At 62.4% G+C, this 18547-nt stretch carries 15 protein-coding genes and 1 tRNA gene; 8 read left to right on the forward strand and 8 right to left on the reverse strand.

Annotated elements, in window-relative coordinates:
* Positions 1–396: 396 nt before the first annotated feature.
* Positions 397–708 carry a DUF1272 domain-containing protein gene (locus J6497_RS38475; RefSeq protein WP_225709383.1) on the reverse strand — a complete coding sequence of 104 codons (312 nt, stop codon included), beginning with the start codon at positions 706–708 and terminating at the stop codon, positions 397–399.
* Between the two features lie 85 nt (positions 709–793).
* Positions 794–1270, reverse strand: coding sequence for an Lrp/AsnC family transcriptional regulator (locus tag J6497_RS38480; protein ID WP_225709384.1), 477 nt, complete (start codon positions 1268–1270; stop codon positions 794–796).
* Between the two features lie 122 nt (positions 1271–1392).
* On the opposite strand from J6497_RS38480, the gene hppD reads away from it, so the two are divergent.
* Complete coding sequence (hppD, locus tag J6497_RS38485; RefSeq protein ID WP_225709385.1) at positions 1393–2511, forward strand: 4-hydroxyphenylpyruvate dioxygenase; 1119 nt, start codon at positions 1393–1395, stop codon at positions 2509–2511.
* A 110-nt stretch (positions 2512–2621) separates the two neighbouring features.
* Here the strand turns inward: hppD and J6497_RS38490 are convergent, their stop codons facing one another.
* The 4 genes from J6497_RS38490 to J6497_RS38505 form a co-directional block, all read right to left on the reverse strand.
* A complete protein-coding gene (locus J6497_RS38490; RefSeq protein ID WP_225709386.1) occupies positions 2622–3728 on the reverse strand; it encodes a CaiB/BaiF CoA transferase family protein in 1107 nt (368 codons plus the stop codon).
* 152 nt (positions 3729–3880) lie between these two features.
* Entirely contained in the window at positions 3881–4681 is an 801-nt protein-coding gene (locus tag J6497_RS38495; RefSeq protein WP_225709387.1) for an FAD binding domain-containing protein, read from the reverse strand.
* Between the two features lie 14 nt (positions 4682–4695).
* The gene (locus tag J6497_RS38500; protein WP_225709388.1) at positions 4696–7035 is read right to left on the reverse strand and encodes a xanthine dehydrogenase family protein molybdopterin-binding subunit; all 2340 of its coding nucleotides are present in this window, start codon (positions 7033–7035) and stop codon (positions 4696–4698) included.
* A gap of 86 nt (positions 7036–7121) precedes the next feature.
* Positions 7122–7607: a (2Fe-2S)-binding protein gene (locus J6497_RS38505; protein WP_225709389.1), complete on the reverse strand. Its 486-nt coding sequence runs from the start codon at positions 7605–7607 to the stop codon at positions 7122–7124.
* 282 nt (positions 7608–7889) lie between these two features.
* Between J6497_RS38505 and J6497_RS38510 the strand changes: the two genes are divergently transcribed.
* Positions 7890–9890 (forward strand): methyl-accepting chemotaxis protein, encoded by a 2001-nt coding sequence (locus J6497_RS38510; RefSeq protein WP_225709390.1) that lies wholly within the window; start codon positions 7890–7892, stop codon positions 9888–9890.
* Between the two features lie 18 nt (positions 9891–9908).
* Here J6497_RS38510 and J6497_RS38515 read toward each other — a convergent pair whose 3' ends face one another.
* Positions 9909–10283 carry a DUF3175 domain-containing protein gene (locus tag J6497_RS38515; RefSeq protein ID WP_225709391.1) on the reverse strand — a complete coding sequence of 125 codons (375 nt, stop codon included), beginning with the start codon at positions 10281–10283 and terminating at the stop codon, positions 9909–9911.
* 182 nt (positions 10284–10465) lie between these two features.
* On the opposite strand from J6497_RS38515, the gene J6497_RS38520 reads away from it, so the two are divergent.
* From J6497_RS38520 to otsA, 3 genes are all read left to right on the forward strand, one after another.
* Entirely contained in the window at positions 10466–11968 is a 1503-nt protein-coding gene (locus J6497_RS38520; RefSeq protein ID WP_225709392.1) for an MFS transporter, read from the forward strand.
* 6 nt (positions 11969–11974) lie between these two features.
* Positions 11975–12811 (forward strand): trehalose-phosphatase, encoded by an 837-nt coding sequence (otsB, locus tag J6497_RS38525; protein ID WP_225709393.1) that lies wholly within the window; start codon positions 11975–11977, stop codon positions 12809–12811.
* A gap of 206 nt (positions 12812–13017) precedes the next feature.
* Positions 13018–14463 carry an alpha,alpha-trehalose-phosphate synthase (UDP-forming) gene (otsA, locus tag J6497_RS38530; protein ID WP_225709394.1) on the forward strand — a complete coding sequence of 482 codons (1446 nt, stop codon included), beginning with the start codon at positions 13018–13020 and terminating at the stop codon, positions 14461–14463.
* 954 nt (positions 14464–15417) lie between these two features.
* Here the strand turns inward: otsA and J6497_RS38535 are convergent.
* Positions 15418–15753, reverse strand: a complete 336-nt coding sequence (locus J6497_RS38535) for a hypothetical protein (RefSeq protein ID WP_225709395.1) — start codon at positions 15751–15753, stop codon at positions 15418–15420.
* Positions 15754–15951: 198 nt separating this feature from the next.
* On the opposite strand from J6497_RS38535, the gene J6497_RS38540 reads away from it, so the two are divergent.
* The 3 genes from J6497_RS38540 (at position 15952) to J6497_RS38550 (ending at position 17963) form a co-directional block, all read left to right on the forward strand.
* Positions 15952–16041, forward strand: a tRNA-Ser gene (locus J6497_RS38540).
* 169 nt (positions 16042–16210) lie between these two features.
* Positions 16211–16972: a DUF8168 domain-containing protein gene (locus J6497_RS38545; RefSeq protein WP_225709396.1), complete on the forward strand. Its 762-nt coding sequence runs from the start codon at positions 16211–16213 to the stop codon at positions 16970–16972.
* Positions 16973–17249: 277 nt separating this feature from the next.
* A complete protein-coding gene (locus tag J6497_RS38550; RefSeq protein ID WP_225709397.1) occupies positions 17250–17963 on the forward strand; it encodes a DNA helicase in 714 nt (237 codons plus the stop codon).
* The last annotated feature ends 584 nt before the right edge of the window (positions 17964–18547 follow it).

Consider the following 18547-nt stretch of genomic DNA (forward strand, 5'->3'; position numbering starts at 1 on the left):
GGATGGATGATGACCGTGCCACCCATGGGCCGAACAAACAGCCGTTTTGTAGATGGGTCTCATCCTCAGGGCTTCCTCGCCGCAAGCATGCGGAATGTGGGTCCGGACCACACCAGTCCGACCGGATATGAGGTGATGCAGTGAGCTGCAGAAATCTTCGGAAGCCAATCCTCGCCCGGAACACGGTCGGCGCGCTGCGCTACGCATGGCTCCGCGCGCCGCCCTCGCACCGTGCCAACCTCACTCAAGCCAATCGAAAGGCCTTGACTCACAAATCCCCATATGAAGGTGGGCAAAGCGAAGCGTGCCCACCTTCAAGCACTCCGCTCGTGATGGTGGGCACGCTTCGCTTTGCCCACCCTACGCAGCTTCGCTCGCAATGATGGTGTGGCCACTTTAGCGCTTCTCCGGCGGAATGTCGCGCAGCCGTGCCGAATGCGCGGCGATGTCCTCGACACCGTACTTCAAATGCACACGCTTCTCCGACGGCGTTTGCTTGACGGCACACACGCCCGATCGCCATTCCTGCGATGGCCTTATCGGACGCGGCGCGAAGCCGCCGCCGCAGTTCGGGCAGACGTTGAACAGTTTGTGCTCCACGCAATCGGCACAGAAGGTGCATTCATAGGAGCAAATCATCGCCTCCGTCGCGCTTGGCGGCAGGTCCTTGTCGCAATATTCGCAGTTCGGTCGCAGTTGCAGCGCCATGGTCGTTTCTCATGATGGAGCGAGTTGTATCATCGCAAGACTGGTCCGCCATTCGAATGACGGAATTCCCTCGATTTGCGCCATGCTATTTCTGTATCGTGCTCAACGGCAATTTCGCGCGCTCCTTCAGCTTGTCCAGCACGATCGAAGAGCGCACATGGGCGACGCTCTGGTGCGGCATCAGCACGTTGTTGACGATGTCGGACAGGCTCTTGAGATTGCGCAGCACGGCCTTCAGGAGATAGTCGGCGTCTCCCGTCAGCGAATAGGCCTCCTGGATCGCATCGACGCGGCCCACCAACTCGCGAAATTTCTTCGCGTTGTCGGGCGAGTGCGTCGCCAGCGTGATCTGGATGAAGGCGATCAGCTCGAAGCCGAGCACTTCGCCGGCAAGGTCGGCGTGATAGCCCGAGATCACCTTCTCCTCTTCCAGCCGCATCCGCCGCCGCGAGCATTGCGAGGCCGACAGACCGATGAGATCGGCGAGCTGTTGGTTGGTCAGCCGGCCGTCGTCCTGCAGCGCGGCCAGCAGCTTGAGATCGAATGTGTCCAACTGAACCATGCGCTATTTGCCATTACGATGCACAGATTGTGCATAATGCTAGCTCATCGCGCGCCATTTTGCACGCACCTTGCGGCCGGACCGGTGGAGATTCGGTCAAGCCAAGTCTAGGGAGAATCGCAATGGGTCCGTTTCCGCACGATGCGCCGCCGGCCGAAATCAGCGCCGACAATCCGATGGGCACGGATGGTTTCGAGTTCGTCGAATACGCGCATCCCAACCCGGAAGAGCTGCACCGCCTGTTCAAGCTGATGGGCTATGTGCCGGTCGCCCGCCACAAGACGAAGAAGATCACGATCTATCGCCAGGGCGACATCCACTATCTCGTCAATGAGGAGCCGGGCACCCATGGCCATGACTTCGTCGCCGCGCATGGGCCGTGCGCGCCGTCGATGGCGTTCCGCGTAGTCGATGCCAAGCGCGCCTATGAGCGCGCGCTGTCGCTCGGCGCGGAGCCCGCTGACATTGCTGCCGAGCAGAAGACGCTCGATGTTCCCGCGATCAAGGGCATCGGCGGCAGCCTGCTTTATCTGGTCGATCGCTACGGCGCGAAGGGCTCGGCCTATGATCTCGAGTTCGCATGGCTCGGCGAGAACAACCCGCGTCCTGAGGGCTCGGGGCTCTATTACATCGATCACCTCACCCATAACGTCCATCGCGGCCGCATGGATGTCTGGACCGGCTTCTACGCAAAACTGTTCAACTTCCGCCAGATCCGCTTCTTCGACATCGAGGGCCGCGCCTCTGGCCTGTTCTCGCGGGCATTGACCAGCCCGGACGGCAAGATCCGGATTCCGATCAACGAGGACGCCGGCGATTCCGGGCAGATCGAGGAATATCTCAACCTCTACCGCGGCGAGGGCATCCAGCACATCGCCTGCGGCGCGCGCGACATCCACCAGACCATCGAGACGCTGCGCGCGGCCGGCCTGCCGTTCATGCCGTCACCGCCCGACACCTATTTCGAGAAGATCGACAAGCGCCTGCCCGGGCATGGCGAGGACGTTGCGCGGCTGCAGAAGAACGGCATCCTGATTGACGGCGAGGGCGTGGTCGATGGCGGCCAGACCAAGGTGCTGCTGCAGATCTTCTCGGCGAACGCGATCGGACCGATCTTCTTCGAATTCATCCAGCGCAAGGGCGACGATGGATTCGGCGAGGGCAACTTCAAGGCTCTGTTCGAATCGATCGAGGAAGATCAGATCCGCCGCGGCGTGCTGAAAGTCGATCACGCGGCGTGAGGATTCCGTAGGGGGGCAAAGCACAGCGTGCCCACCTTTTCTTGCACCAAACGTGGATGGTGGGCGCGCCGCGCTTTGCCCACCCTACGCCGAGCGGATGGAGACGACGGTTATCGTTTCCACTCGCTCAGCACGTCACCAAGCTCTGCTGTCACCGGCTCCCTGATCGCTGACGGCGTCCGCGAGAAGCGCGGGGCGGGCGCTGGCTGCGTCACGCCATGACGCTCGACGAATACCTTTCGCGCGGCCATGTGTGGATGTTTCGGGGCTTCCGCCATGGTCAGGATCGGCGCGAAGCAGATGTCGGTGCCTTCCATGATCTTGCACCACTCTTCGCGCGTCTTGCTCTTGAATATTTCCGTGAGCTTCTGCTTCAGCGTCGGCCACGCCTTGCGGTCCATCTGGGCATCGAACGCGGCCTCGCTAAGGCCGGCGTGCTTGCGCAGCAGGGCGTAGAATTGCGGCTCGATCGAACCGACCGAGACGAAATTGCCGCAGGAGCACTCGTAAACGCCGTAGAAGTGCGCGCCGCCGTCGAGCATATTCTGGTCGCGCCCTTCCACCCAGCGGCCGTTGGCCGTCAGGTCAAAGAACATCGACATCAGCGACGCCGCGCCGTCGCACATCGCGGTGTCGACCACCTGGCCCTTGCCGGACTTCGATGCCTCCAAGAGCGCTGCGAGCACACCGACCACGAGGTAGAGCGCGCCGCCGCCGAAATCGCCGACCAGGTTGAGCGGCGGCACCGGCTTCTCTTTGGTGCCGATCGCGGCCAGCGCGCCGGTGATCGAGATGTAGTTGATGTCGTGGCCGGCCGCGTTGGCGAGCGGACCCTCCTGGCCCCAACCGGTCATGCGGCCATAGACCAGCTTCGGGTTGCGGGCGAGCACGACGTCAGGGCCGAGACCGAGCCGCTCCATCACGCCGGGACGAAAGCCCTCGATCAGTGCATCGGCATTGGCGAGGAGATCGAGCACCTGCGCCACCGCGGCCTTGTCCTTGAGGTCGAGCTCGACGACCTTGCGCCCACGCGTCGAAACGCCCTTGAGATTCTTGCCGGCGCCGACGCGGTCGAGTGTGATGACCTCGGCGCCCATATCTGCCAGCATCATGCAGGCAAATGGGCCGGGGCCGATGCCTGCGAATTCGACGATGCGAAAGCCGGCGAGCGGGCCGGTGGCGCGGACAGCGGATTGTGGGGCGGGTTTATCGAGCACGTTTCCATCCCGTTTTAATTAGCCGATTAGCTAAATTGTCTCGCCATATGTGTTGCGTGGCAAGCGCCTTTTCCGCAAGTTCGCTCGCCGAAAGCATGAACGGCGCGCATCGCTGCGCGCCGTTATGATGAGCGAAGGTAGGATGTTCTGGATCAGCCTGCCGCTGTCACTGCGCGCTGCGCCATCACCTTGATGAGGTTGGCGCGGTAGTCGGCGGAGCCGTGGATGTCGCTGAGCAATCCGGCGGACGGAATTTGCACGTTGTCGAGAGCGGATGCCGACCAGTTCGCCTTCAGCGCCGTCTCGATGGGGCCAACGCGCATGACGCCACTTTGGGATGCGCCGGTCGCAGCAACACGGACATCACCCGACTTCGTCTTGGCGACGAACACGCCGGTCAGCGCAAAGCGCGAGGCAGGGTGTGGGAATTTGGCATACCCCGCCTTGGCCGGAATCGGGAACGACACCGCCGTGATGATCTCGCCGTCCTCGAGGGCTGTCGCGAACAGGCCCTGGAAGAAATCATCGGCTGCGATCGTGCGCTTGTTGGTCTTGATGGTGGCGCCGAGCGCCAGCACTGCGGCCGGGTAGTCGGCGGCTGGATCGTTGTTGGCGAGCGAGCCGCCGATCGTGCCGCGATGGCGCACCGCGGGATCGCCGATCAGCGAGGCGAGAAAGGCGATCGCAGGGATCGCCTTTTGCGCCGCGCTGCTCTGCGCCACGTCAGAATGCGGCGTCGCCGCCTTGATCGTCAGCGCATCGGCGGTCGCTTCCACGCCGATCAATTCCTTGATCTTGCCGAGGTCGATGACGTCAGATGGCGAGGCGAGCCGCTGCTTCATCACGGGGATCAGCGTGTGGCCGCCGGCGAGATATTTCGGCTCCTCACCTTTGGCGAACAGGGCTGCCGCTTCGTCGACCGATGAAGCGCGATGATAAATGGTCTCGTACATTGTTGCGCTCCTCGTTAGCCGTGAATGGCGTGCCAGACGCGATCGGGCATCGCCGGCATCTCTAACTTGTTGTTGCCGATCGCATCCGTGATTGCATTGATTACGGCGGCCGATGCGCCGATCGCGCCGGCCTCGCCGCAACCCTTGACGCCGAGCGGGTTGCCCGGGCACAGCGTTGTGGTGTGCGAGATCTGGAACGACGGCAGGTCGTCGGCGCGCGGCATGGTGTAATCCATGAAGGATGCCGTGACCGGCTGGCCGTTGCTGTCGTAAACGGCGCCTTCGAGCAGCGCCTGGCCGATGCCTTGGGCGAGTCCGCCATGGACCTGGCCCGCGACGACCATCGGGTTGATCAGCCGTCCGAAATCATCCGCCGCCACGAAGTTGACGAAGGTCGTCTTGCCGGTCGCCGGATCGACCTCGAGCTCGCAGATATAGGCGCCGGCCGGGAAGGTGAAGTTGGTGGGGTCGTAGAACGCGGTCTCTTTCAACCCCGGCTCCATGCCATCAGGCAGATTGTGCGCGGTATAGGCGGCGAGCGCGACCATCGGCAGCGCGATCGACTTATCGGTGCCGGTGACCTTGAACTCGCCATTCTTGATCACGATGTCGTTCTCGGAAGCCTCCAGCGCGTGCGCGGCGATCTTCTTGGCCTTGGCTTCGACCTTTTCCATCGCCTTCACGATGGCTGCGCCACCGACCGCGATCGAGCGCGAGCCGTAAGTGCCCATGCCGAACTGCACCTTGTCGGTATCGCCATGGACGATCGAGACCTGGCTGATGGGGACCCCGAGGCGTTCCGCGATGATCTGGCAGAAGGTCGTCTCGTGGCTTTGGCCGTGGCTATGCGTGCCGGTCAGCACCTCGATAGTGCCGACCGGGTTGACGCGGATTTCAGCCGATTCCCACAGCCCGACGCCGGCTCCCAGGCTGCCGACCGCCTTCGACGGTGCGATCCCGCACGCCTCTATGTAGCAGGACACACCGATGCCGCGCAGCTTGCCGTCCGCTTTCGCCTTCGCCTTGCGGGCAGGGAAGCCGGCATAGTCGATCGCCTTCATCGCGGCGTCGATCGAGGCATGGAAGTCGCCAGTGTCATAGGTCATGATGACCGGCGTCTGGTATGGGAACTGGGTGATGAAGTTCTTCTTCCGCAGTTCGGTCGGATCAACCTTCAACTGCCGCGCAGCGGTCTCCATCATCCGCTCGAGTAGGTAGCTCGCTTCGGGACGACCCGCGCCGCGATAGGCATCGACCGGCGTGGTGTTGGTATAGACGCCCATCACCTCCGCATAGATCGCTGGGATGACATATTGGCCCGACAGCAGGGTCGCGTAGAGATAGGTCGGCACCGCCGACGAGAACAGCGACATGTAGGCGCCGAAATTGGCGTGGGTCTTGACGCGGAGACCGAGGATCTTGTTGTCCTTGTCGAATGCCATCTCGGCCTTCGAGACATGGTCGCGGCCATGCGCATCGGTCAGGAAGGCCTCCGAACGGTCGCCGGTCCATTTCACCGGGCGGCTGACCTTCTTGGAAGCCCACAGCGCCACCATCTCTTCGGGATAGATGTAGATCTTGGAGCCGAAGCCGCCGCCAACGTCGGGCGCAATCACACGCAGCTTGTGCTCGGGCGCGATATTGTAGAAGGCCGAGAGCACGAGACGGGCGACATGCGGGTTCTGCGAGGTCGTATAGAGTGTGAAATGCTCCTCCGCATCGTCATATTGTGCGACGGCAGAGCGCGGCTCCATCGCGTTGGGCACGAGGCGGTTATTGGTGAGCTCCAGCGTCACCACATTCGCCGCCTTGCTGAAGGCGTCCTTGACCGCGGCCTCGTCACCGAGATGCCAGTCGTAGACCACATTGCCCGGCGCTTCCGGATGCAGCTGCGGCGCGCCCGGTTTGATCGCGGCCCTGATATCAGCCACTGCCGGCAGCTCTTCATACTCGACTACCACGGCTTCCGCAGCGTCGCGGGCCTGGTTCTTGGTCTCGGCGATCACGACTGCGACCGCCTGGCCTACGAAGCGCACGGTCTCCGGCGCCATTGCCGGCCACGCTCCCATTTTCATCGGCGAGCCGTCCTTCGAGGTGATGGCCCAGCCGCAGATCAGGTTGCCGACCTTGTCGGCGACGATCTCTTGGCCCGTCAGCACCGCGATCACGCCCGGCTTTTTCAAGGCTTCCCCTGAATCGATGCCCTTCACCTTCGCGTGGGCGTGCGGGCTGCGGATGAAATGGGCATAGGTCATGCCCACCAGTTTGATGTCGTCGACGTAGCGGCCCTTGCCGGTGATGAAACGGCGGTCTTCCTTGCGGACGACGCTTGCGCCGATGCCTTCGATGCCCATTGTGAATTCCTCCCGACCGGAGATGTTATGTGCCGCTGCTTCCTTCGAAGCGCGGCGTTTGACGAAGAGACGATGGCCAGCGGCGGCTATTCCGCCGCCTGCGCGACCTTCATGCGGCCAGCGGCATCCAGCACGGCCTTGACGATGTTGTGGTAGCCGGTGCAGCGGCAGATATTGCCTTCCAGCTCGTGGCGAACGGTCGCCTCGTCGAGCTGGCCGCCGAAGCGATTGACGATGTCGATCGCCGACATGATCATGCCCGGCGTGCAGTAGCCGCACTGCAGGCCGTGATTGTCGCGGAATGCCGCCTGCATCGGGTGCAATTCGTCGCCTTTGGCGATACCTTCGATGGTGGTGACGTTCGAGCCCGCCGCCTGGCCCGCCAGCACGGTGCAGGATTTCACCGCCCGACCGTCGATATGGACGATACAGGCGCCGCACTGGCTGGTATCGCAGCCGACGTGGGTTCCGGTCAGATTCAGGTTTTCGCGCAGGAGATGGACGAGGAGGGTTCGGTCCTCGACGTCGACGGATACCGCTTTACCGTTTACCGTCAGCTTGACTGTAGACACGCGTCGTTCCTCCACACTGCTTTTAATTATTCCAATTAGAAACAGCGGCGAGGACCTTGGCAACTACGATTTTCGCTACCTTTGTCACGGCGATGACATCGGCGGCGCGGCTCCGGAGGCGTACGCCACAACCTCTCCGAAATGTCTGCCGAATTTACTAGCTCTTATCCATTCTGCCCTAGTTTTGCGCGTCGGATCCGGGCAACGCTTTCCGGACGTTGCTTGTTTTCAGAACGAAGACGGGGGTTAAGGGTGGGGCTGCTGGGGCGTGTGGGGTCGCGAATGCCGACCCTTCGATTTCGTGCGAAGATCATCTTGGGCTTTGCCGCGGTGCTGGCGATTACGGCAGCCAGCATGGGCTTCGCCTATCTCGGCTTTGAGCGTGTCTCGGCCGGCGTCGGCGCCTATCGCGCGAGCGTCCGGGAAGCCGATCTGGCGCGCAATATTGATCGCGAGCTGATCTCTTACCGTTCGTTGGCGCGCTACTATGTGCTGACCGGCAAGGAGGAGGACGGCAAGGCGGCGCTCGCGGCCGAAGCCAGCCTCAAAGAAGCCATCCTTCAGGCGATGAAGGGCACCACCGACTCGACGCGGGTCCAGCAGCTGACGAAGCTCGAGCGCGAGTTCCGCGCCTTTACCAAGATCTTTGCCGAGATCCTGAAGGTCAAGGAGGAGAGCGGGCTGATCGCGCAGAACCAGCTCGCCCGCGGCGGCAACTCGCTGCGTTACAAACTCGACGATCTCGCCTCCAACGCGGCCGAAGCCGGTCTGTCCGCCGTTGAGATGGGTGCCAAGCAGGTCGCCACGCAGTTCCAGGCAGCGACCGCGCTCGCCAATACGTTTGTGGTCAATTCCGACAAGATCACCGCCACGAGCGGCCTGGCGCGGCTGAAATTCGTCGAGAACTCGCTGAAGGCGATCTCCTCGACCGACGAGAAGATCGTTGCCGCGCTGAAAGAGCTGACGAAGATGCTGGAAGAGTACCGGGAGGCGCTCTCGAAGCTGATCGAGAACTCGAAGTCGATCGACGAGCTGACCATCGAGATGACGGAATCCGCGGCTGCCATCAACGAGGGCTCCGGCGTGATGAAATCCGACCTGCTCGCCGACCAGAAGCGCATGGAAACCGAATCTGACGCAACGATCGGTGCGACCGAGCGGTTGATCCTGATGCTTGCCGCCGGTGGCTTCGTGCTCGGCGCGGCGCTCGCCTTGCTGCTGGGAACCGGCATTTCCCGCCCGATCCGGGCGATGTGCGGCGCGATGCGCGAGCTCGCCGCCGGTAATTTCGAGGTCGTGCTGCCGGGGCTTGGCCGCAAGGACGAACTCGGCGAGATGGCTGGCGCGGTGGAGGAATTCAAGCTCCAGGCGGTCGCCAAGGCCGAGCGCGATGCCGCAAGCCAGGAAGCGCAGAACAAGGCGAGCGCGGCAGCGCGCCGTGCCGAACTGATCCGCTTTGCCGACGAGTTCGAGGCGGCGGTCGGCTCGATCGTCGGCAATGTCTCGGCCTCAGCGGTGCAGCTCGAGACTGCGGCAGGGACGCTGACGCGGACGGCGGAAACTACGCAGAACCTTTCAAGCCAGGTGGCGGGTGCTTCCGAGGAGGCGTCCAGCAACATGCAGTCGGTGGCTTCTGCTACCGAAGAGTTATCGGCTTCCGTCGATGAGATCGGGCGGCGCGTGAAGGAGTCCAGCCGGATCGCCGATGCTGCGGTGCGGCAGGCCGAACAGACCGACACCCGTATCGGCAAGCTCTCGCTCGCCGCGCAACAGATTGGCGATGTGGTCAAGCTGATCACCGCCATCGCCGAGCAGACCAATCTGCTGGCGCTGAACGCGACGATCGAAGCGGCACGCGCCGGCGATGCCGGCCGCGGTTTTGCGGTGGTCGCCTCCGAGGTGAAATCGCTCGCCAGCCAGACCGCGCGGGCGACCGAGGAGATTTCCAGTCACATCTCGGGCATGCAGTCGGCGACGCAAGAGTCCGTTGCCGCAATCAAGGAGATCGGCGACACCATCGGCCAGATCTCCGAGATCGCCGCGAATATCGCGGGCGCGGTCGAACAACAGAGCACGGCGACGCAGGAGATCGCCCGCAGCGTGCAGAATGTCGCGCAGGGCACGCAGGAAGCCGCCACCAGCGTCACGCTCGTCAACCGCGGCGCCACCGAGACCGGTTCGGCGTCGGAGGAGGTGCTGAACTCGGCGCGCTCGCTGTCCACCGAAAGCACGCGGCTGCGCGACGAGCTCGACCGCTTCATGGGGAACATCCGCGCGGCGTAAGTCTTCACACGACGAAATTCACTCCCGTCCGAACTGGTGCTTCAGCTCCAGCTTCGCGCGTTCGAGCCGCGCACGCTGCGCCTGCGGCAGCGTCTTGCCGGCGCGGTTGATGTAGAAGGTCAGCATCGACAGCGCCGAGCGGTAGGCTCCGGCCTTACGGCGGTTGCTTCGCTCGGCGGAGCGCTTCAGCGATGTCGCGATCTTCTTCGCGCTGGTTTGCTTGAACACGCCGCGGTCGAGATCGAGCGCGTCGCTTCGCTGCGTCACCCGCTGCGACCAGCGGCGTGATGATGTCTTGCGCGTGCCGGCCTTTCGCCGCGCGGTGGTTGTCTTTCTCGTCGCCCCTTTTCGTGCGGTAGTTTTTCGTGCGGTGGTTTTGCGACGTGCTGCCATTGCAAGCTCCTGTTCTCTGGTGGAAACATCTGCAAATCCGCTTGGGTTCCTATGCCGCGATGCGGGAACCAGGTGGCTTCGCGGACGTTGTCGTGTGTGGCGGGCATCTGTTTGCCGCAAACTTTGGGGATGGGCACCTTGGGGCAAGCTGCGTTCCGAGGTAGTTTCTTATTGGTTCCGTGATGGATTTGCAGCCGATCCAGCCCAGTCCAGCAACTGCTTCTGCAACGCGTGGCGCTGACGCGCCGCCGTCGCAGGATCATGATCGCATCATCGAGACCTCGATCCCCGTGCGTCTCGATAATCTCTATTGGAGCGGCTTTCATACCCGCGTGGTGACGGCGCTCGGCATCACCTGGATCCTCGACGGGCTCGAGGTCACGCTCGCCGGCGCGCTGTCGGGGGCGCTGAAGGAAAGCCCGACGCTGCAATTCTCCAACTTCGATGTCGGTTTCGCCAACAGCGCTTATCTCGCCGGCGCGGTGCTGGGCGCAATCGGTTTTGGCTGGCTCACCGACCGCATCGGCCGCAAGAAATTGTTCTTCATCACGCTCGCGCTTTATCTGAGCGCGACCGCCGCGACCGCGCTGTCGTGGAACGTCGCAAGCTACGCGCTGTTTCGCTTTCTGACCGGCGCCGGCATCGGCGGCGAATACACCGCGATCAACTCGACCATCCAGGAACTGGTCCCGGCGCGCTATCGCGGCTGGACCGATCTCGTCATCAACGGCAGCTTCTGGATCGGTGCTGCGATCGGCGCCGTCAGCGCGATCGTCCTGCTCGATCCCGCCGTGATCAATCCCGATCTTGGCTGGCGGCTCGCTTATTTTACCGGCGCTGGCCTTGGCCTCATCGTGTTCGTGATGCGGATGTGGATTCCGGAAAGCCCGCGCTGGCTGATGATTCACGGCCGCCCCGACGAAGCGCATCAAATCGTCGACGATATCGAGCGCTCGGTGAACGGCGAAGTCGACGCGCAGTCGCAGGCGCTGCCGAAGATCAAGCTCAGGATGCGCGACCACACGCCGCTCCGCGAAGTGGCGCATACGCTGCTGGTCGCCTATCGCCAGCGCGCGGTGGTCGGGCTCGTGCTGATGAGCGCCCAGGCGTTCTTCTACAACGCGATCTTCTTCACCTTCGCGCTGGTGCTGACCGATTTCTTCGGCATCCCCGCCAGCCATGTCGGCTGGTACATCCTGCCCTTTGCCGCCGGCAACTTTCTGGGCCCCCTCGTGCTCGGCCGGCTGTTCGATACGCTGGGACGCCGCACCATGATCACGCTGACCTATGGCGTGTCGGGCCTGCTGCTCGCGATCTCGGGCTATCTGTTCTCGATCGGCGCGCTGAGTGCGCAGGGCCAGACGATCGCCTGGATGGTGATCTTCTTCTTTGCTTCGCCCGCCGCGAGCGCCGCCTATCTCACCGTGAGCGAGACGTTTCCGCTTGAGGTGCGGGCGCTCGCGATCGCGCTGTTCTACGCGGTCGGCACGGGCATCGGCGGCGTGATCGGACCTGCATTGTTCGGCGCGCTGATCGATACCGGATCGCGCAATTCCGTCTTTGCCGGCTACCTTCTGGGGTCGGCGCTCATGGTCGTCGCGGCTTTCGTCGCGTGGCGCTACGCCGTCGCCGCGGAGCGAAAATCGCTCGAAACTGTCGCACGGCCGCTAGCTGCTGTGGAGTAGAATGAGATGACTGAGGAACTGGCTGACATGCCGCTGGATGAAGAATTGGTCCCCGAGGACGAAGCGTCGCTGGAAACCGTGCCGGTGCCGAGCGCGCTGGTCGGGCATCTGAGCGAGACCGCGGTCCTGCTCGACGTCGATGGCACTCTTCTCGATTTTGCGCCGACGCCGCGCGAGGTCTGGGTGCCGCCCGGTCTGGCGAAGACGCTCCACCGCCTGCTCGAGCGCACCGGCGGTGCGCTGGCGCTGGTCAGCGGCCGTTCGGTGAACGATCTTGACCTGATCTTTGCACCCGATGTCTTCCCTGCAATCGGCGGCCATGGCGCGGAGATGCGGCTCGATCCGCAGGGCAACGGCGATGCGGGCCACGCGCCGACGCTGGACAAGGAGTTGAAGCGCCGTTTGGCCGCTATCGCCAGGTTGAGCCCGGGCATTCTGCTCGAGGACAAGGGCTACTCGCTGGCGCTGCACTATCGCCTCGCGCCGCATGCGGAGCGGGCGATCTATGAGGCGGTGTCGCTGATCCGCGCCGATCTGCCCGACGCGCCGATCGAGGTGCTGCCGGGCAAGCAGGTCTGCGAGATCAAGCTCGTCGGCTTCACCAAGGCGACGGGCGTGCGCGAACTGATGAAGCATCCGCCGTTCAAGGGCCGCAAGCCGTTCTTCATCGGCGATGATGTCACTGACGAGACGGTATTCGCGATCATGCCCGAGATTGATGGGCTCGCCTTCTCCGTCGGCCGTCGCGCCAAGGGCGTCGCCGGGCATTTCGATGCACCGGGCGACGTGCGCGAATTCCTTGCGCATCTGCTCGATGACGAGCGCGAAATCGCCGCGCCTTAGCCGAACCCTCATCAGCAAATCGGCACTAAATTACCGCAGTTCCTGCTATAGGCGGCAGCTTGCTCGCGAAAAATTTTCTTTTTGTGAGTTGACGCCCGGTTCCGTGCCCCCGTGCCTGAATTTGGTTTCAATTCGGAGAAAGCGTGGCCAGGAACCATATTGATGAATGGCTGTTAATACACGAGTGCCCAACGGGAGGGGACCCCTTGAACCTCGTCGTCGTTTCAAACCGTGTTGCGCGTGGAAAACCCAATGAACCCATGACGGGCGGCCTCGCCGCTGCCCTTTTGCCTGTAGTCGAGAAGTCCGGCGCGATCTGGGTCGGCTCCAGCGGCCGTGTCCGGGATGGGAACCAGAAGGAACCATTCGCGGAGGTGGAAGCGCTCGGTGCCGGTGCGCTGGCGATGCTCGATCTGCCGGCCGCGCATTACGGCGGCTACTACGAAGGCTTTGCCAACTCCGCGTTGTGGCCGGCGCTGCATTCGCGCGCCGACCTGATCCGCGCCTCGGAGGAGGACTATGCTAGCTACCGCGAGGTGAACGCGTTCATGGCGCGCGCGCTGCTGCGCTTCCGCAAAGAGGATTCGGTGTTCTGGATCCAGGACTACCATTTCCTCGCGCTCGGCGCGGAGCTGCGCGACCTCGGTATCGACAAGCCGATCGGCTTCTTCCTGCACACGCCGTGGCCGGCGCGCGCGGTGATCGAAGGCGTACCGCATCATCGCGAGCTGATCGAGGCGATGCTCGCCTATGATCTCATCGGCTTCCAGACCGAGGAGGATTGCGAGAATTTCCTCCGCTACGTCGAAGCCGATCTCGGGCTCGTGGTGCGGGGTGGCAGCGTGACCTCGCGCTACGGGCGCACCCGCGCGGCGGTCTTCCCGATCGGCATCGATCCCGACAAGTTCGCGCAGCAGGCGACCAAGGCGATGACCCATCCCGACGTCTCGCGATTGCGCCGCAGCCTCAATGGCGAGCGGCTCGCGATCGGCGTCGACCGGCTCGACTATTCGAAGGGCCTGATCAACCGCATCAAGGCGTTCGACCGGATGTGGACGATGCATCCTTCGCTGAAGCGCACGATCTCGCTGTTGCAGATCGCGACCCCGTCGCGCGGCGGCATCGAGGCCTACTGCAATCTGCAGAGCGAGGTGGCAAAGCTCGTTACCGACGTCAACGGCATCCATGGCGAGGTCGACTGGACGCCGATCCGCTACCTCAACAAGGGCTTCAGCCAGGCGGTGCTCGCCGGCCTCTACCGCACGGCACAGGTCGGCGTGGTGACTCCGTTGCAGGACGGCATGAACCTTGTCGCCAAGGAATATGTCGCCGCGCAAAATCCGGCCGACCCCGGCGTGCTGGTGCTGTCGAAATTCGCCGGTGCCGCCAACGAGCTCGACGCGGCGCTGATCGTCAACCCGCACGACGTCGACGGCATGGCGCGCACCATTGCCAACGCGCTGTCGATGCCGCTCGCCGAGCGGCGGCTGCGCTGGGAAGCGATGATGGATAGGATCAGCACCCATACCATCCAGCAGTGGTTCGCCGATTTCGTCGAGGCGCTGCAGGACACCGGCGACGAAAGGCCCGAGCGTTCTCCGCCGCTGGCCGAAGCCACGCACTGGCCCTTCCGCAGCGCGCGCATTCACTAGCCGCTCCATCGCGATTTTATTCGCCGCCCATCCATGTCATCCCGGCGAAAGCCCGGGATGACGGGCGAGCGTTTCTGATTCAAAATGTCAAACAGCCTCTCGTAGGATGGGTAGAGCGAAGCGAAACCCATCGCGATGGAGCAAGCCACGCGATGATGGGTTTCGCTACGCTCTACCCATCCTGCGTCGGATGCAAATAGCGTGAGGATGCGAGTCCGCGTTCTCGCGACGTGATACGTCCGAGGTTTGCGTCGCTTTCCGCCCTCCTCGATATCAGAGGGCGCAGGGAAAGCCGGGTGCCGGTTGCACCCGTGGGCCCCGTGCAACAAAAAGCACGGGGGTAGGACCACAGGTCAACCGGAGCAACACCGGCTTTCCCTGCGCAGTGGTTTACGGCTTACTTCGTGCTCTTCCCGGTGACCGGGCTTTCTTGCCACCGTCATCTCTCGCGCGAACTTGCTTCGCGCAAGAAACTTAGCGCCAGCGCCGGGGCGCCAGAACCACACGACTTCGCCGTCCACGGATAGTCACGCTCGTCAGTCGCAACACCCGCGTCCACCGCATCTCACCGCAACGTTCGTGACGATCGCGAGCCGCCCCTCATCTGCGGTGAGACGCGCGGAGTTAAATCACTGATTTGCCCGACGACGGAAGCGGAATGTTTTTGCGTGAAGGCTGGACGGGGCAAATCACTTTGGAATCGCTGATGAATTTTCCTCCGTCATTCCGGGGCATCGCGAAGCGATGAGCTATGATGTGCAATTGCACATCAGAGAATCCATATCACCGCCTGCGCAAATGGACGAATGGATTCCGGGCTCGCGCTGCGCACGCCCCGGAATGACGGAGAGTGAGGTGCCCATGGCCCATCCCTCGAGACGCCGCTTCGCGGCCCCTCGGGATGAGGGCGTTCATTGCCGCCCACGTCACTGCAAGTGCGGACAACTCATCCGATCAATAACAATACGGCACGCCATCGAGCACCGGGCAGCGCGCCCGCCGCGGGTCGCTCGGATTCTCCATCGGCACCACGCCGCTGCCCTTGCCGACGAACACGCCTTGCCCGACCCTGACCGAGGACCGGTTGCCGACGATCACGCTCGGATGCGGCGAGGTCAGGCTTGAGCGCGTGCCGTCGCTCCAGACGATGGTGTCGCCCGAAAGCAGCCCGCGCCGCCCGTCGTCGCAGCTCACGTCCGTGCCCGCCTTGCTGCAGCTTTGCGCCAGCGCCGGGCCGGCGCCCGCAGCCACCGCCATGACCAGGCCGAGAATTGCAAATGTCCGCTTCATGCCGCCCTCTACCACTGATTTGCCTTGCGGTCGTCGCCGGCGGCCGGCGCCGGGTTCAAGCCGCCGAACCCGCGCCCCGATCCTGCCCGCCGATCCTACCAAAAAGCCAAGCCGTTCCAAAAACTTAAGGAAATTTCGCCTTCCTGGCCCTCTCTCCCTTGCAAAATCCGCCCCATCCCTTCAAGAGAGGGCGCTTCCGGAGAGATGGCCGAGTGGCTTAAGGCGCACGCTTGGAAAGCGTGTGTGCGGGAAACCGTACCGTGGGTTCGAATCCCACTCTCTCCGCCATATCGCTATATTGATGGTATACCGAGGAGTTTGTTGCGTTGGTCAGTTTCTAACCGGACCAGTTCTACCCCAGGCACGTCGAGATATCTCCGTTAGCATAAGGGTTGACACGTTATCGTTCGGTGTCCCGGCCGTCCGGCTATCCTGAGCAATCAGACTACAAAAAAAGATGAGTGTTTGGACCTTTTTTGGAGAGATCCGACCGGAGCGTTATCCTGTTAGCTGGGGGCAGCCTCTGAAAGGACATTTGTCACAAGCAGACTTCGGCGTGGAAGCGGACTTTTCGACTTTTGTCCACGTCGGACAAGTTGTGGTTACACTCAAGATAACAAAAGGCTCAGCCGATCTTGCTTCGCTTCGGAACATTGCATTGGACTGCGCATACCAGGTTTCCGACGTTGTAGGATACATTTCCGGATGCGTTTTCGACGTAGACATTATATCGGCTTGCTGCCCAGATACCGGCGAATCCCATGTCTTCGGGGTGCAAATTCCTGCACTCGCAATGCGCAAGAATCCGCATAGGCGACCTGAAATCGACAGTGACCTATTCCTCACGGTCTCTGCAAGTATCCCAGCTCAGATGGTCTTGAGGGACCTTCAGTTGGCGATGCGGGATGCAATCGGAACGGGTTTCTATTGCTATCGCGCCGTCGAGGCGATGATGCAATCAATGAAGAACGACACGATCAAGACGGATAAGCAAGCCTGGGAACGGTTGAATGAATCGCTCCTGCTGGATCGATCCGCCTCCGAAAAAATCAAACGGCACGCTGACCATCCCCGTGATGGAAAGCCCTCCAGTATGAGTGACCAGGAGCGCGGCGAAGTGTTTCAATTGGCCGACGAGATTGTCTACCGGTTTCTTGAGTATTTGCGACGAGATGTAGGACCTCTGCCCTTCGGCGAATTTCAGATGCTCCGTGGTTAATTCGGTGGGTAGCGGCAGCGTTCCGCGCGGCGGCTGCTCCTAGGACACGATCGGCATCAACATCATCACATCGCCTGATGAGGCCGCTCTCTGGTGATGCTGCACGCAATTCCCCTCCAGCGCGGATTGAGCTATCATCCGATTCGCGCGCGGCCCACGCCTCCCCCCTCCACTTGGGAAAGTATCGTTCATACGGGGCTACTCATCATCGAACCGACTGTTCGAGCGCCAAGCATAAGGAGGGGTTGCGAAGATTGCTCGCAATAGGAGGTTGCCGATGAAGCTGTCTGCGCCGATTTACCGTTTGAAGCGCAAAGCCAAACGCTTGTCCCGCGAAGAACGCATTCCACTTCATGTCGCGCTCGACCGCGTAGCCCTTCAGGAAGGCTATCGTGATTGGAGCTTCCTCGCGGCGAAACTATCCGCGTCCAGGCCCGCGGGCAAGCTGCTTGCCCGATTGAAACCTGGTGACCTGGTGCTGGTGGGCGCGCGCCCGGGCCAGGGCAAGACCCTGATGAGCCTCGAACTCGCCATTGAGGCCATGAAATCTGGCAATCGGGCCGTGTTCTTCACGCTGGAGTATACGGAAAAGGACGTTCTGGATCGCTTCCGCGCAATCGGAGTAGAGTACGCGCAGTTTGATGGGCTGTTCGAACTCGACTGCTCCGATGCAATAAGTGCCGATTACATCACGAGGATGCTGGCGACAGCGGCTCGCGGCACCCTGGTCGTGGTGGACTATCTGCAGCTCCTGGATCAGAAACGTGAAAACCCCGAACTGGCAGAGCAGGTTCGCGTGCTGAAGTCGTTTGCGCGCGAGCGGGGACTGATCATCGTCTGCATCTCACAGATTGATCGATCGTACGATCCGTCGAAGAAGCGGTGTCCGGGCATTCGAAATGTCCGACTACCCAACCCGCTCGACCTGCGGCTGTTTAACAAGACCTGCTTCTTGAACAAGGGCGAGGTCCAGCTCCAGACAGCGAGCTAGCCAACGCAGGCCAATCCGGGTTTGGTCTCGCTGGACCGCAGGGCTATCGCATATAGTTTGGTGGCTGTGAACGAGGCGGGCCTCATGGTTCTCCGAGCGATGCGCAGCATCGTCTCGAGATGCCGCTGCGCGGCTCCTCACCATGAGGGTCTAAGATTTCGCCGCGAAATCCGACCTCATCCTGAGGAGCCGCGCAGCGGCGTCTCGAAGGATCATTCTGTCGGAGGAGCTGATCCTCGTCATCATTGTGTTGACCCTCATCGAAGCGTTTCTCGCGTGGATGTTCGTAAGCGTCCGCCCAAGGCCGCGGGGCCCCTTGGTTCTGGCGGAACCGGTGTGGGTATCCCATGGCTGCGGTGCGATGATGTGTGGACGGCGTGTTTTCCGCGATTGACGGCCGGTTCGTGCGATGGCCTCGTTTGCTTGAGGAGCGAGGTTATGCTGATTGAAGACCAGCTTCGGGAGCGGCTAAAGAAGGTGGAGGCGCTATATTTCGGCGCGACCACGGCGGGAGAACGCGATGCCGCCGAAGCCGCAGCAGAGCGGCTGAAGGCCAAGCTTGAGGAGGCCAGCCGCCGCGATCC

Origin of the sequence: Bradyrhizobium cenepequi (assembly GCF_020329485.1) — a bacterium.
In the GTDB taxonomy this organism is placed as follows: Bacteria; Pseudomonadota; Alphaproteobacteria; order Rhizobiales; family Xanthobacteraceae; genus Bradyrhizobium; species Bradyrhizobium cenepequi.

Excerpts from the sequence above, each read along its gene's own strand:
- J6497_RS38480 (WP_225709384.1), bottom strand. The coding sequence starts at position 1,270 with ATGGTTCAGTTGGACACATTCGATCTCAAGCTGCTGGCCGCGCTGCAG.
- J6497_RS38475 (WP_225709383.1), bottom strand. The coding sequence starts at position 708 with ATGGCGCTGCAACTGCGACCGAACTGCGAATATTGCGACAAGGACCTG.
- J6497_RS38495 (WP_225709387.1), bottom strand. The coding sequence starts at position 4,681 with ATGTACGAGACCATTTATCATCGCGCTTCATCGGTCGACGAAGCGGCA.
- J6497_RS38500 (WP_225709388.1), bottom strand. The coding sequence starts at position 7,035 with ATGGGCATCGAAGGCATCGGCGCAAGCGTCGTCCGCAAGGAAGACCGC.
- otsB (WP_225709393.1), top strand. The coding sequence starts at position 11,975 with ATGACTGAGGAACTGGCTGACATGCCGCTGGATGAAGAATTGGTCCCC.
- hppD (WP_225709385.1), top strand. The coding sequence starts at position 1,393 with ATGGGTCCGTTTCCGCACGATGCGCCGCCGGCCGAAATCAGCGCCGAC.
- J6497_RS38545 (WP_225709396.1), top strand. The coding sequence starts at position 16,211 with ATGAGTGTTTGGACCTTTTTTGGAGAGATCCGACCGGAGCGTTATCCT.
- J6497_RS38550 (WP_225709397.1), top strand. The coding sequence starts at position 17,250 with ATGAAGCTGTCTGCGCCGATTTACCGTTTGAAGCGCAAAGCCAAACGC.
- J6497_RS38520 (WP_225709392.1), top strand. The coding sequence starts at position 10,466 with ATGGATTTGCAGCCGATCCAGCCCAGTCCAGCAACTGCTTCTGCAACG.
- J6497_RS38535 (WP_225709395.1), bottom strand. The coding sequence starts at position 15,753 with ATGAAGCGGACATTTGCAATTCTCGGCCTGGTCATGGCGGTGGCTGCG.
- J6497_RS38510 (WP_225709390.1), top strand. The coding sequence starts at position 7,890 with ATGCCGACCCTTCGATTTCGTGCGAAGATCATCTTGGGCTTTGCCGCG.
- J6497_RS38515 (WP_225709391.1), bottom strand. The coding sequence starts at position 10,283 with ATGGCAGCACGTCGCAAAACCACCGCACGAAAAACTACCGCACGAAAA.